This is a genomic window from Pseudomonas sp. MYb185 (assembly GCF_002979975.1).
In the GTDB taxonomy this organism is placed as follows: Bacteria; Pseudomonadota; Gammaproteobacteria; order Pseudomonadales; family Pseudomonadaceae; genus Halopseudomonas.
Genome location: NZ_PCQD01000019.1, coordinates 29,029 through 41,460 on the forward strand (window position 1 = coordinate 29,029; position 12,432 = coordinate 41,460).

At 57.8% G+C, this 12,432-nt stretch carries 14 protein-coding genes; 7 read left to right on the plus strand and 7 right to left on the minus strand.

Features of this window, described 5'->3' with window-relative positions; all coding sequences use genetic code 11:
• Positions 1-8 precede the first annotated feature (8 nt).
• Genes CQ007_RS18015 through CQ007_RS18030 form a run of 4 tightly spaced genes read left to right on the plus strand, consistent with a single transcriptional unit; the run spans position 9 to position 3,943 of the window.
• Positions 9-662, plus strand: coding sequence for a YjbF family lipoprotein (locus CQ007_RS18015; RefSeq protein ID WP_105647227.1), 654 nt, complete (start codon positions 9-11; stop codon positions 660-662).
• Positions 659-1,441 (plus strand): capsule biosynthesis GfcC family protein, encoded by a 783-nt coding sequence (locus tag CQ007_RS18020; RefSeq protein WP_105647228.1) that lies wholly within the window; start codon positions 659-661, stop codon positions 1,439-1,441. Before CQ007_RS18015 ends, CQ007_RS18020 begins: the two co-directional genes overlap by 4 nt.
• A complete protein-coding gene (locus CQ007_RS18025; RefSeq protein ID WP_105647229.1) occupies positions 1,431-3,563 on the plus strand; it encodes a YjbH domain-containing protein in 2,133 nt (710 codons plus the stop codon). The genes CQ007_RS18020 and CQ007_RS18025 overlap by 11 nt, the downstream gene beginning before the upstream one ends.
• Positions 3,563-3,943 (plus strand): VanZ family protein, encoded by a 381-nt coding sequence (locus CQ007_RS18030; RefSeq protein WP_105647230.1) that lies wholly within the window; start codon positions 3,563-3,565, stop codon positions 3,941-3,943. Before CQ007_RS18025 ends, CQ007_RS18030 begins: the two co-directional genes overlap by 1 nt.
• Before the next feature lie 109 nt (positions 3,944-4,052).
• Here CQ007_RS18030 and CQ007_RS18035 read toward each other — a convergent pair whose 3' ends face one another.
• Together CQ007_RS18035 and CQ007_RS18040 are read right to left on the minus strand one after the other, a co-directional pair.
• Positions 4,053-4,355 (minus strand): type II toxin-antitoxin system RelE/ParE family toxin, encoded by a 303-nt coding sequence (locus tag CQ007_RS18035; RefSeq protein WP_105647231.1) that lies wholly within the window; start codon positions 4,353-4,355, stop codon positions 4,053-4,055.
• On the minus strand, positions 4,352-4,633 hold the full coding sequence (locus CQ007_RS18040; RefSeq protein WP_105647232.1) for a type II toxin-antitoxin system Phd/YefM family antitoxin: 282 nt from the start codon (positions 4,631-4,633) through the stop codon (positions 4,352-4,354). The genes CQ007_RS18035 and CQ007_RS18040 overlap by 4 nt, the downstream gene beginning before the upstream one ends.
• A 225-nt stretch (positions 4,634-4,858) precedes the next feature.
• Between CQ007_RS18040 and CQ007_RS18045 the strand changes: the two genes are divergently transcribed.
• Positions 4,859-5,269: a PA2817 family protein gene (locus CQ007_RS18045; RefSeq protein WP_105647233.1), complete on the plus strand. Its 411-nt coding sequence runs from the start codon at positions 4,859-4,861 to the stop codon at positions 5,267-5,269.
• A 275-nt stretch (positions 5,270-5,544) separates the two neighbouring features.
• Here the strand turns inward: CQ007_RS18045 and CQ007_RS18050 are convergent, their stop codons facing one another.
• The 5 genes from CQ007_RS18050 to CQ007_RS18070 form a co-directional block, all read right to left on the minus strand.
• Complete coding sequence (locus tag CQ007_RS18050; protein ID WP_218278915.1) at positions 5,545-6,069, minus strand: type II toxin-antitoxin system HipA family toxin; 525 nt, start codon at positions 6,067-6,069, stop codon at positions 5,545-5,547.
• Positions 6,070-6,123: 54 nt separating this feature from the next.
• Positions 6,124-6,480, minus strand: a complete 357-nt coding sequence (locus tag CQ007_RS18055) for a helix-turn-helix transcriptional regulator (RefSeq protein ID WP_218278916.1) — start codon at positions 6,478-6,480, stop codon at positions 6,124-6,126.
• A gap of 78 nt (positions 6,481-6,558) precedes the next feature.
• Complete coding sequence (locus CQ007_RS18060; protein ID WP_105647235.1) at positions 6,559-7,488, minus strand: ZIP family metal transporter; 930 nt, start codon at positions 7,486-7,488, stop codon at positions 6,559-6,561.
• Between the two features lie 176 nt (positions 7,489-7,664).
• Positions 7,665-9,029, minus strand: a complete 1,365-nt coding sequence (locus tag CQ007_RS18065) for a DUF1329 domain-containing protein (protein ID WP_105647239.1) — start codon at positions 9,027-9,029, stop codon at positions 7,665-7,667.
• Between the two features lie 27 nt (positions 9,030-9,056).
• Positions 9,057-10,826: a DUF1302 domain-containing protein gene (locus tag CQ007_RS18070; protein ID WP_371919843.1), complete on the minus strand. Its 1,770-nt coding sequence runs from the start codon at positions 10,824-10,826 to the stop codon at positions 9,057-9,059.
• Between CQ007_RS18070 and CQ007_RS19265 the strand changes: the two genes are divergently transcribed.
• Positions 10,714-11,262 (plus strand): hypothetical protein, encoded by a 549-nt coding sequence (locus tag CQ007_RS19265; protein ID WP_256582333.1) that lies wholly within the window; start codon positions 10,714-10,716, stop codon positions 11,260-11,262. The two genes, CQ007_RS18070 and CQ007_RS19265, sit on opposite strands and share 113 nt — an antisense overlap.
• Before the next feature lie 81 nt (positions 11,263-11,343).
• Positions 11,344-12,381, plus strand: coding sequence for an AraC family transcriptional regulator (locus CQ007_RS18075; protein ID WP_105647237.1), 1,038 nt, complete (start codon positions 11,344-11,346; stop codon positions 12,379-12,381).
• The last annotated feature ends 51 nt before the right edge of the window (positions 12,382-12,432 follow it).

Genomic DNA, 12,432 nt, shown 5'->3' on the forward strand with positions numbered 1-12,432 from the left:
GGCGCCCAGTGAAGACCATACTGCCTGCGGTAGTACTGGGCATGGCCATGGCTGGCCTCGCCGGCTGCAATTCGCTGACCGGCGATGCATTGCAAACCATGAGATTGGCCATTACCGGACCTGAGTCGCCGATTACCGTGGAGCGTGTCAGGGCAGTGAGTGCCCCCGTGTTGCTGGCTCAGTTGGGCGTGGCCGAGGCGATGCTGATCAGCAACGGCGGTTACAGCGGCCTGGTGGAGTGGCACGGGGTGACGGAGATGCTGCTCACCCACCACGGCCGTGTCACCCAGACCGCCGGTATGCCCGCCGATATCATCGCGCCGCTGGTGACTGCAGATCCATTTGCAGCCGGGCTGCATACGGTAGCCGATGGTCTTGAAGTGACGCGCCTTGTGGATTACCCCGCCTTGCACCGCACCGGATTGCGCCAGCATGCCCGCTACAAGCGTGGCCGGTTGGAGAAGGTCGAGTTCATGGGTGAAAGCCACCAGTTGCTGCGTATTGACGAAGTGATACGCATGCCTGAGCTGGGCTTCAAGGCTACCAACCAATACTGGGTTGAACCAGACACTGGGCTGGTACGGCGCAGTACCCAATATATCGCTCCCGATTTGCCGCCCTTGCATCTGACGCTGGCCAAAACCGCAGGAGGCCAGCCATGAACCGCTTATTTCGTTGCCTTGTCGTGGCTGGCACGGTGCTGGCCGGTTTGGGGATGTCTGCGGCCCATGCCCAGTCGATCTCCATCAGCGGCGCTGTACTCAAGCCCGGTGAATATCAATGGCACGAGGGTGCTCGCCTGCGTGATGCTGCTGTAGCCGGCCAGGTGCGTGCTGATGCCTGGCCGCTCGGCGCTGCCCTGCTGCGCCAGAGCGCCATCGAACCTCAGCAACGGCTCAAAGCCGGGGTGTTGTTCGATCTGCGCATCAACAAGATGTATGCCCAGGCGGAAAACGACCCACAGTTGCGAGAGTTGATCGAACGGCTGGAAGCCTTTGTCGAACCGCTGCCGGTTACCGGACGGGTCAAGGCTGAGCTCAATCCCTTCCAGTTGCTGGTCAAGAGCAAGAACAATCTGCTTGAGGCCGGCGATAAGCTGCTATACCCGACCCGCCCAAACTCGGTGAAAGTCATGGGTGCCGTAGCCAGTGACTGCGAGTTGAGCTTCGATGCCGGCTTGAGCATCAAGGACTATCTGCGCGAGTGCCCTACCCACCCGGCTGCTGATCGCAACTATCTGTATATCATCCAGCCGGATGGCGCTGCAGAACGGATCGGCATGGCCCATTGGAACCAGCAGCAGGGCCACATCGCGGTTGGCGGCATTCTGTATGTGCCGTTGAACCCTCGCGACATTTCACCGGATACCGCCGACCTGAATGATGATATTGCCAACTTCCTGGCGACCCAGTATCAGCTGGGAGGCCGCTATGCCGAGTAAGTTCGTTTGCCGGCAGGCGGCGCTCTTTGCCCCAGCTCTGCTCGCCCTGGCCATTCTGCCGCACAATGCCTACGCCGACCGCTACCGCACTACCCAAAGTGATTTTGGTGGCGTAGGCCTGTTGCAGACCCCCACGGCGCGCTTTGCCGATGAAGGCAATTTCAGCTTCAATGCCAACCGGGTTTCACCCTATAGCCGCTACAGTATTTCCGTCACGCCATTGCCGTGGCTGGAAGGTACACTGCGCTATACCACGCTGAACAACCGTCGTTATAGCCGATACGAATCCTTCAGCGGCGACCAGAGCCTGAAGGATAAGGCCATGGATGCCAAGTTCCGCCTGTGGCAGGAGTCCTACTGGATGCCGCAGCTGGCTGTGGGTTTTATCGACATGGCCGGTACCGGTCTGTTCTCCAGCGAATACCTGGTCGCCAACAAGCGCTTCTGGGACCTGGACTTGAGTCTGGGTATGGCCTGGGGTTATCACGGTAACCGGGGTGATATCAGCAACCCCTTTGGCGGCCTGCGTGATAAGGAGCGTGCCGGCCGGGCTGAAGGTGACCGCGGTGGTAACTTCAACACCAGCACCTATTTCAGTGGCCCTGCCGCCTTCTTCGGTGGCGTGGAGTATCAGACCCCCTGGGACCGGTTGCGCCTTAAGGTGGAATTCGACGGGAACGATTACCGCTCCGAGCCGGGTGATCCGAGCTTTGACGCGGCGGATTCGCGGATCAACCTGGGCGCGGTGTTCAAGGTCAGAGACGGTATCGATATCAGCGCTGGCTGGGAACGCGGCAACACCGCCATGATCGGTATCTCCTTCCAGACCAACCTCATGACCGGACGCGGGCCGCAGAAGTTTCTTGATCCAGCGCCTGAACCACGGGCCCAGCTGCCGGCCGGGGTTGCCGGCCAGAGCGTGGATTGGGCTGATGTCAGCAGCCGCCTGAAGGACAATGCCGGTTTCGAGGTGGAAGAAATCGCCATCAAGGATCGGGAAGTCATCATCACCGGTGAGCAGCGGACCTTCCGTGACGAGGCCGAGGGTGTGACCCGCGCTTCCCGCATTCTGGACAACAGCCTGGGCGAAGGCAGCTACGACTGGTACACCCTGGTCAACAAACCACGGGGCATGGCGGTCAGCGAAACCAGCATCAAGCCGCAAAGCCTGCGTGATTACGAGGACAACAGCACCGACGTCCAAGGCCTGCGCCGCGGTATCGTCAATGCGACGCCCAGCGTGGTCAGTAAGGACGTGGTGCATACCCCCGAGCTGGATCCGTTCGACTGGGGCCTGTCACTGGGCTACAAGCAGAATATGGGTGGGCCGGACGGGTTCATCCTCTATCAGTTCCTGGCGCGGGCCAATGCCGAGTACCGCTTCAACCGCAACAACTGGGTGCGCGGTACGCTGGGTGCGAACCTGATCAACAACTTCGACAAATTCGAGCACCGCGGCTCGAGCAACATGCCCAGGGTGCGGACCTATATCCGTGAGTACCTGGTGACCTCCGACGTGGTGCTGGAGAACCTGCAGTACACCTACACCAAGCGTCTGGATCGCGATGTGTATGCCATGGCCTATGGTGGTCTGCTGGAAAGCATGTTCGGCGGCGTGGGTGGCGAGGTTCTCTATCGTCCGTTCGATGCCGGCTGGGCCATTGGCGTGGATGCCAACTGGGTGAAACAGCGCGGTTTCCGTCAGGACTTCGACTTCCGTGACTATTCGACCTGGACCGGGCATATCACCGGTTATTCCCAGACCAGGTTCTGGGACATCCTGGCCAAGGGTAGCGCTGGTCGGTACCTGGCCGGTGACTACGGTGCAACGCTGGATCTGTCGCGTCGTTTCTCCAGTGGCGTGATCGTGGGTGCCTGGGCGACCAAGACCAATGTCTCGTCGGAGGAGTTCGGTGAAGGTAGCTTCGACAAGGGTATCTATTTCACCTTCCCGTTCGATGCCTTCTTCGCCAAGTCATCCACTTCCAGCGGCACCATCGCCTGGAACCCGACCACCCGGGATGGTGGCGCGCGGCTGAGCAGGCAGTACAGCCTGTATAACATGACCGGGGCGCGGGATATCGAGTGGTTCAATGATGGGTTCGGGCGCATGGTAGAGTGATGCAGTTAGCCCTCTTCCGTCACTGGGCTCGCTATCGGCCGTTCTACAGGATCCTGTTCTTCTCGGTTCTGTTTCTGGGCATGTACCTCGGTATGCGCCCCGGCCCCCCGCCCACGCCGTTCAAGTTCAGCATGGTGGACTCGCTCTATCATGCTGGCGGGTTGTTCGTCTGTACCTTGCTGAGCTACATGGCCTTTCCGCGCTGGCGGTGGTGGCTGCGCGGGGTGCTGATGTTTGCTGTGGGCCTGGCGGTGGAGTTCGTGCAGTCCTTCCACCCTACCCGCTCGGCGGATATTCACGATATCTACGCCAATAGTGTGGGTGTCGCGGCTGGCCTGTTGGTGATTCTGGCTTGGCAGTGTCGGCCGGTGCGCAGGTAAGGGACGACGGACATGGCGGGATGCAAACTCCAACGTTCTCGCCGGCTCTGCTAGACTGCCGCCCTTACTACCCCGGCCCAGGAGTCCACCATGAATACCAACCTGCACTTTACACTTCGAGCTCTTCCGTCCTAAGCATTTCACTGCCTCGGCGAACCGTAAGCACAGAAATTTTTCGGGTGCGCTCATCAACGCCGTAAATTACTCGGTAGGCACCGTAGACGACTTCTCTAATTCGCTCAATACCAACCTCAGGAACCTTACGCCCACTCATCGGATGCGACTTTAAGCGCTCCACCGATTCGAATAATCCGTCCACCCACGCCTCTGCCGCTGAAGGCTTATCCAAAGCGATATAGCTGGCGATTTCACTGACGCGTTCAAGTGCAAGCGGAGACCATTCCAGGTTCACTGACGCAAATTCCTCAAAATCATATCCTTTGCCTCAGCATGAGGAACACCTTCGCCGGCATCAATCTGCGCCTCCGAACGATGGATATCTTCGAGCAGTTCCAAGCGCTCCTGCATGCGTTGATACTCATGCACACCGACCAGCACCGCCACTCCACGGCCACGTTGCGTCAGTATCATAGGACGCTGGGTCTCGTTTATCTGCCTCACAAATGATGCAATTCCTGCCCGAAAATCCGACAAAGGGCGAATATCTTCATCAACTCTAAACTTTGACATGGCGATACACCGTACAAGTAGAAGTACGTTCTACTGTACTCTCAGGAAATTTAACATGCAATCGCTGGCGAGGCGGCAGGCACATAACCTACTCATCAAGCATGCCTGATCGGAATTTCCCACTGGATGAGTGGTAATCCCAGCTCAAGGCCATGGAGCAAACTCCACCGTTCTCGCCAGCTCTGCTAGACTGCCGCCCTCACTACCCCGGCCCAGGAGTCCATCATGAATACCAACCTGCCCTACCACCGCTACCATCTGGCTTTGCTGAACAGCCTGTACGATACCCTGCGGGCGCAGGCTGTGTTGATGGCGCAGGTGCCTGAGGAAAGCAGCATTCTGTTTCTGGAGCGCTTCGAGGAACTGATAGCCCAGCTGGAAGCGGGCGACCAGGAGGCGCTGTATGCCGGCCAGGAAATCCTCTGCCAGGTCATCAGCCGCTACCCTCAGGTAGCCCATATGATCCCACGCGATCTGCTGTGGTATTTCGGCGGTGACTGCCTGCACTACATGCCTGACGAGGAGATTGCCCAGTATCAGCTGCTGGATGAACACCAGGCCGAGGCGGAAGCTCGGGGCGAGGAGTTCAATTGGGAGCAGGCTCGGCAGTTGTTGATGAGTAAGCCGGTGGGTTGAGGGGTGATTGGGGGCTTTCCCCCTCTCCCCAGCCCTCTCCCACGAGGGGAGAGGGAGCTTGTTAGTGCTTGCGGCTGATTTTCCTATTTATTGGGCTCATAAAGAATAACCTCAGTCCGCACGGCCTTCCCCCTCTCCCCTCGTGGGAGAGGGCTGGGGAGAGGGGGAAGCAGTTCGCCCTCACCCAAACGCCATATCCAAAAATATCATCACCGCAGCCCCCACCATCAAACCAATAGTCGCTGGCGCCTGGTGTGCATTGCAGTTGGCTAAGCCTATGCCAACCGCGATATGGTCGCCGGCGCGCCCTCGAAAATGAAGGGATTGAGGAACATCCGCCCCCAGAACAGCTTGCGGTCCACTTCGTTCAATCCCACCTCATCGCAAACGCTATCCCAGCCCGCACGAACGGTTTCGATGTGATGCTGAATAATTTCGATAGCTTCAGGTTTGCTCAGCAAAAATTTGGGGGCCGCATCCAGACAAACAGCGAGATTGCTCATTCGGTTCTCACCAGTGATCAGCATCGCCTGTGTTGCCTCATTACCCGTCCGATTCTGCGGACAGATATCGTAGGCTGGTGTCAGTTGCAGTCTTTTGCCGTCCCAGAATGCAGCATGATTCCGGGCATGATCATCCGTATTGCCACAGAGGATGTTGAAGACCAAACGGCCATACAGCTCCCGCAATGTCGCTTTTGGTTCATCAAAGCGTTGACGAATGATATCCGTGAGCTCTTCATAGCTCGCATATCGCGCCATCATTTCATCAAGGCCAAACAGGGTCAGCGCTGAGACCATCAGCCGACGTTGCCAGCCGGCTATTGTAGGTGTCTGTTCTCGCCGACTACCTTTCTAGAAGTCATCCTTTACGTCCTTTCGGGTAGGATGAACACTGCGAGGCAACAGAGAAAGGGTTTTTTCTGCGTTTGCAATGTGCAAGGCTGTCACGGACTGATCCGCTTCAAAAAGTGATACACCGACGAGAGCTGCAAGCTCAAAAACCGTACCTATTGCACACCCCATATCGCCCTGTTCAGCGCGATGAACCAAGCCGCGTGATACACCTGCACGCTCTGCCAATTCAGCTATCGTCAGCTCACGCTCAATGCGTCCGCTACGTATCATTAACCCGAGCAGTCGGGCAGCATCCCGGCTATAGCGAGAATATGTGCGTGCAACAGGTTTTGCCATAAAGCCATCATGATCCATTAATAGAGCACAGAGCCATTCAGTGATCTATTTATAGAACATAAAAATTTTCTTTTCAAGAAAGATAAAAAGTAGCTCTCACCCAAACGCCGTATCCAGAAACATCATCACCGCAAACCCCACCATCAAACCGATAGTAGCCGGGGTCTGGTGGCCGTTGCGGTGGGTTTCGGGGATGACTTCGTGGGAGACCACGAAGATCATGGCGCCGGCAGCCAGACCCATGCTCACGGGGTAGGCAATAGCGAAGGCGCTGGACATGCCGATGCCAACCAGTGCACCCAGTGGCTCCATCAGCCCCGTGGCTGCCGCTACCAGCGCCGAGCCCCAGGCTGACAGACCCGTGGTTCGGAGCGCCAGGGCGACTGCCAACCCTTCCGGGATATCCTGGATGGAGATCGCGGTGGCCAAGGGTATCCCGACGCTCATGTCCCCTGTAGCAAAGCCCACGCCGATTGCCATGCCTTCCGGGATGTTGTGCAGGGTGATCGCCAGCACGAACAGCCAGACGCGACTGATGCGCTCGAAGCTGGGCCCCTGATGACCGATGACTTCGTGCTCGTGCGGCGTAAAGTGGTCCAGCCCAAGCATGAGCACCACGCCGAGCCCCAGGCCGACAACCACGGTCGCCGCCGCTGCCATGTTGTTGCCGAGAATCTCCTGACCGGCCTCGATGCCAGGCAGGATCAGCGAGAAGGCAGCGGCAGCGAGCATCATGCCCGCCGCAAAGCCGAGCATGCTGTCCTGGCGGCGCGTGGAGACGTCCGTCAGCACCAGTGCCATGAATGCACCCAGGGACGTGGCGGCAAACCCTGCGGTCCCACCCAGCAGCGCATAGCGCACGTTGATGGCGTTTTCACCGGTCAGGGCGCTGAAGCCACTGATCAGGATCAACAACAGGATGATCAGCACCGACCCGATCAGTCCGGCGGAGATGTAAGGGCTGCGTTGTGCCTGGCTGATCCAGGCCGCGCGCAATTCGGTTGCCAGGGAGGGAGTCTTTTCCATGATCGCTGCTTTGCCTAGGGAGATGATCTGAGTCTATCAGTTGACAGGGAACTGTGACGCTAGATTCATTTTAAGCGGACCATTGAGGATGACTATCGGTCTCGCTGATGAAAGTGCAGAGACAAAAAAAGGGAGCCCGCAGGCTCCCTTCTTCAATCACCCAAGGTGATCAGCTGTTAACGAACACCCGAGGAGCGCAGGGCTGCCGGGGTGAATTCGTTGTACGAAGGCGACATACCGAACGTCGGTGCGGAAGACTCTTCGTTGTACATGCCCAGAGCGATGTAGCGGCCTGCCAGCAGGTCGTACAGGGTCTCGGTGGCATAGCCCGGCAGCTGTTCGTTGTAGCCGTGGGCGATGTGCCCTTCCGCTACGCGCCACAGGGTGCCGCGACCATCGTAGTGGTCAGCCAGGTTCAGCATCCAGGAGTCTTCGTCGAAGAAGAAGTTACGCTTGGCGTAGATATGGCGCTGACCATCCTTCACGGTACCTTCCACTTCCCACACGCGGTGCAGCTCGAAACGGGTGTGGTCCGGGTTGATGTGACCGGCTTTCAGGATATCGCTGTACTTCAGCTTCGGATCGGACAGCTTGTAGCTGTTGTACGGTACGTAGACTTCCTTCTTGCCAACCAGCTTCCAGTTGTAGCGGTCTGGCGCGCCACTGAACATGGAGAAGTTGTCGGTAGTACGCATACCGTCGGAGGCGGTACCCGGGCCGTCATAGGCTACCTGCGGAGCACGACGCACACGACGCTGACCAGCGTTGTATACCCACGCCATGCGCGGTTCTTTCAGCTGATCCAGGGTGTCGTGAACCAGCAGAACGTTACCGGCCAGGCGCGCAGGGGCGTTAACGCGCTGCTTGAAGTACACCAGGACGTTGGCGGCCTTGTCCAGATCCACGTCGGGCATGAACTGCGGATAGGCTACATCTTCCTGGAACTTGATCAGGGTGTAGGAGCCATTGGTCTGCGGCATCGCCTGCACGTAGGAGCGCTGGATGTTCTTGCGATAGCGGGTCAGGTGGTTCCAGACCACTTCGCCACCGACCTTGGGAATCGGGAAGGCAAAGCTGCCATGAGTGAAGTTGTCGATACCGTCACCACCATTGACCAGCTTGGCCTGACCGGCATTCCGCTTGATCTGGTCGTAGGTCGACTGGGGCAGGCTGACGCTGCGGTGAGTCTTGTATACCGGCATGCGGAAACTGTCCGGATAGCGCTCGAACATGGCTACCTGGCCAGGGGTCAGGTTGTCCTTATGCTCCTGGTAGTTCTGCGCGGTGATGACAAACTCCGCCTGCTCGCCTTCATAGGGGTTTTCCCAGAAGTTGCGTTCCAGCTTCTTGCCTGCGTCAACCGGCAGGCCGCCAGTCCACTCGGGAATGGTGCCAGCCGCGTTACCGGCCTTTTCAGCGCCAACTGGCGTCAGGGTGGTACCCAGTGAATCAATTTCTGCCTGGGTCAGGCTTTGGGCCATTACGCTGGTGGCGAGCATGCTCAGAGCAAGACCACATGCACCCAGTACTGTTTTTTGCATACGCATATTATTCTCTCCAAAACCTGCTTAGAAGCTTACGCCGAAGCTGACGGCGGCGAAGTCGCGATCAACCAGGGTGTTGTACTTGCCATCAAAGAAGTTGGTGTAGCTGATGCTGGCGTTGTACTTGTTGGCGTAGTCGGCGTTCAGACCGAGGCTGACCGATTTGGCGTTTTCGTTGAAGTTGGGGCTGTAACCCTCAACGTCATGCGACCAGGCGATGTTCGGGCTCAGGTTGATACCGGCGATCACGTTGCTGTAATCCAGGGACGCACGCAGGCGGTAGCCCCAGGAGAAGTCGGTGAAGAAGCCGTTGTTTTCACACCAGGTGCTGCCGTGTGGGTTAGCTGCCGTATCGGACGAGCAGACACCGTTGGCATCAGGGCTCTGACCGAACAGGGAGTCACGACCGTACTTGGTGCTGCCATTACCCGAACCGATACCACCGATATAGTTGGCACCCACTTCACCTATCAAGGACAGCCGGCTGGCACCCATCACGCGGTCGATGAAATGCACGGCGCTCATGGAAGCCTGCCAGAAATTCTTGCGATCGTAGCCTCGAATTTCTGTGCCCGGAGCGTAGACACCTTCACGGTAGGTATTGTCGTAGTTGCCATCCGGTTTAACGGCGGCGTGATCCGGCAAAGCTGTACGGCTCATGTCACCAGTATTGATCTGGATCGGCATATTGGGGCGGAAGCTGAGTTCACCGGCAACAGACATACCACCGATATCGGTACCGAAACTGATGCCATACAGACGGATATCTTCAGGATGCTCGAAGAAGTAGCCAGCTGAGCCGAGTGCTCCATCTATGCCCTCAACCAGGTCACCAGGGGCAACCCCACCTTTCACGTTGGAGTACAGGGGGTTGCGACTATGGTAGTTCATCGCGTAGAAACCAAATTCGGTATTATTCAACGCAGGTGCAAACCAGCGGAAGGCCACACCGAACTGACCGCTATCACTTGCTTCCCTGTCTTTCCGCGCACGCACGATATAGGGCACGGTACCGAGCCCTGTATTGTCAAAGTCTCCACCTTGCGGGAAGTCTTCCCCCGACCAAACCAGGCGATCAACGCAGTTGCGGCCTACAGTATCCGTGGAGAAGAAAGTACCGCAGTTATCCGCCACAGTCCCGTGCCACTTGAGCTGGTAGAAAGCTTCCATGCTCAGGTTTTCAGTCAGGCCCTGGGAGATATACAGCATCTCAACCGGCAGCAGACCTTCCTTTACCTCGGCGCCAGGACGGCGGAAGGCAGAAGCATCGATCGGGTTGATGGAGTTGATGCCGTTCTGGATGAAGACACCTTCACCCCAGCTGACGACCTGGCGGCCCAGGCGGACGTTGCCGGGGTTATCGCCGATGGAATAGTTGTGGTAGACGAAAGCGTCCAGCAGCTGGATACCGGAGCCCTTCTGCAGCGGGTGACGACCGGAGTCGTCGATATCATAGAAGCGCTGGCTGCCGTCTTTGGTTTCAAAGTCGTACCAGTAGTTGCCACGAATGAACGCGCCGGAATTACCGTAGCGCATTTCCAGATCGTGGGAACCCTTGAAAATCTTGGAAAACACGTCGCCTTTCTTGTAGTTCAGGCGCCCATCATCAGAGGTACGCGCGGCAGCTTCACCACCTTCAGTGCGCAGATAGTACAAACGCTTGTCCCGCCCTGCGGTCGACATGCTCGCACCGATCGACAGCTGCGAGTCCAGTTGCGCTTCGATTTCCCCGATATTGAAATTAACTGCGTTTGCAGAACCTGAGAAACTGGCCAATCCGATAGCCAGGGGCAAGGCCGCGAGCGACCAAGCATGCATTTTTTTTGTCATTGTGCTGCTCCGTTTGGGTGACATGAACCTGTGTATCAAGAGACACGTTCAGGACATTGCCGAGTCTGTCATGAGCGCCATCAAAACAACCTGCCCCAAATGGCCAAATCATTTGTCCTGGACGGCCATTCACCAAACGAATCCGACCCATCAGTCATTTGAAGTCAGCTTGACCTCCCTGCAAAAGCCCCCCCTCAAGGTTTGCAAATCAAACATTTGTTTGATACAACAAATGCTCTGGATTGAAGGTCGGCGCGGGATAGCCTACCGCTGGATAAGGAAATCTGATGCGAGCAGCCAGTCACCCTTCCATATCACCCGAACGGGTGGCCACCCTTCTGGCGCCACAGCCCGTGCACCTTATAATTTCGCCTTGCGAAACTTGATTTCAAGCATTTGACTGACAAGTCACGCCATTATAGCCTAGGCCGGTGAGACAGAAGATTGAACTGTCATACCTCCACGCTTTTGAGGGAGCAGTATGCTGGAAAGCCTGAGAGAGCAGCCGAAAACCAGAATTCGCGAGCATGGCCACTGGATCGCTGTCATCGATCGAGCATTAGCGCACTATGGTGTCGAATTGGCACAGTCCAGCCTTGCGTACAACCTGACCAACAGCCACCTTTCCAGCAACCCGTTCATCGAACAAGCCAACTGCAACCTGATCTGGAATGAAGCCAGCCGCCTGGCGGGCGACGATCTGTTCGGGCTGCGGCTCAATCGTATTTTTTCGCCAGCGGTTTTCAGCCTGCTCAATCTGTCGGCCAGCGCCTGCGCTACGGTGGGGGCGGCCATCGATCAGTTGATCCGCTTCTTCCCGATCATCAGTACCCAGGTCAGACTGGAGCTGCGCCGCGAGCCGGATGAGGCACTGTTGCAGCTCACCCCGGCGGGCCAGCCGCATATGCAACAGGTTGAAGCGTTGCTGGGTTTTCTCGGGCAGTTGCTGGGGCAACTGGATACCTCCAGCAAGGGTCTGTTCAAGCGCGCGACGCTGCAGCGGCCGGCCGGTGACCTGGAATTGTGCCGCCGCCTGCTGGAATGCGATGAAATCATCGGCGGTGCCCCCTACTCCATCGCCATGCCCCTGGCGCTGCTGGATAGACCACTGCTGACGGCCGATACCTTTATATGCACCCGACTGACCGAGACACTGCAGGACATGTTGGCCAGCTTGCCGTCACATGACCTGGTCGAGCAGGTCAAACGGCGGGTGCAGTTGCTGCTGGGCTCCGGTGATATCTCCGTGGAGCGCATCGCCTGCCCAATGAACATCAGCCCCCGGCATCTGCGGCGCAAGCTGAGCCAGGAGGGAACGTCTTATGAGCAGTTGGTCGATGAGGTACGCAGGGAGACGGCAATACGCATGATCGGCGAGGGTCAGCTGTCGTTGACCAGCATTGCTTATGAGCTGGGCTTTCTGGATCCGAGCAGCTTTACGCGGGCATTTCGGCGTTGGACCAATATGAGTCCTACCAGTTTTCGGCAGCAGGTGGTGGAGGGGGCGGCGGGGAGCTGAATTGTTGGGTGGAGCTCCCCCTCTCCCCAGCCCTCTCCCGCGAGGGGAGAG

Coding starts and splice junctions, on each gene's coding strand:
- CQ007_RS18020 (WP_105647228.1), top strand. CDS start 659: ATGAACCGCTTATTTCGTTGCCTTGTCGTGGCTGGCACGGTGCTGGCC.
- CQ007_RS18025 (WP_105647229.1), top strand. CDS start 1,431: ATGCCGAGTAAGTTCGTTTGCCGGCAGGCGGCGCTCTTTGCCCCAGCT.
- CQ007_RS18030 (WP_105647230.1), top strand. CDS start 3,563: ATGCAGTTAGCCCTCTTCCGTCACTGGGCTCGCTATCGGCCGTTCTAC.
- CQ007_RS18040 (WP_105647232.1), bottom strand. CDS start 4,633: ATGTCAAAGTTTAGAGTTGATGAAGATATTCGCCCTTTGTCGGATTTT.
- CQ007_RS18045 (WP_105647233.1), top strand. CDS start 4,859: ATGAATACCAACCTGCCCTACCACCGCTACCATCTGGCTTTGCTGAAC.
- CQ007_RS18050 (WP_218278915.1), bottom strand. CDS start 6,069: ATGGTCTCAGCGCTGACCCTGTTTGGCCTTGATGAAATGATGGCGCGA.
- CQ007_RS18055 (WP_218278916.1), bottom strand. CDS start 6,480: ATGGATCATGATGGCTTTATGGCAAAACCTGTTGCACGCACATATTCT.
- CQ007_RS18060 (WP_105647235.1), bottom strand. CDS start 7,488: ATGGAAAAGACTCCCTCCCTGGCAACCGAATTGCGCGCGGCCTGGATC.
- CQ007_RS18065 (WP_105647239.1), bottom strand. CDS start 9,029: ATGCAAAAAACAGTACTGGGTGCATGTGGTCTTGCTCTGAGCATGCTC.
- CQ007_RS19265 (WP_256582333.1), top strand. CDS start 10,714: ATGCTCGCACCGATCGACAGCTGCGAGTCCAGTTGCGCTTCGATTTCC.
- CQ007_RS18075 (WP_105647237.1), top strand. CDS start 11,344: ATGCTGGAAAGCCTGAGAGAGCAGCCGAAAACCAGAATTCGCGAGCAT.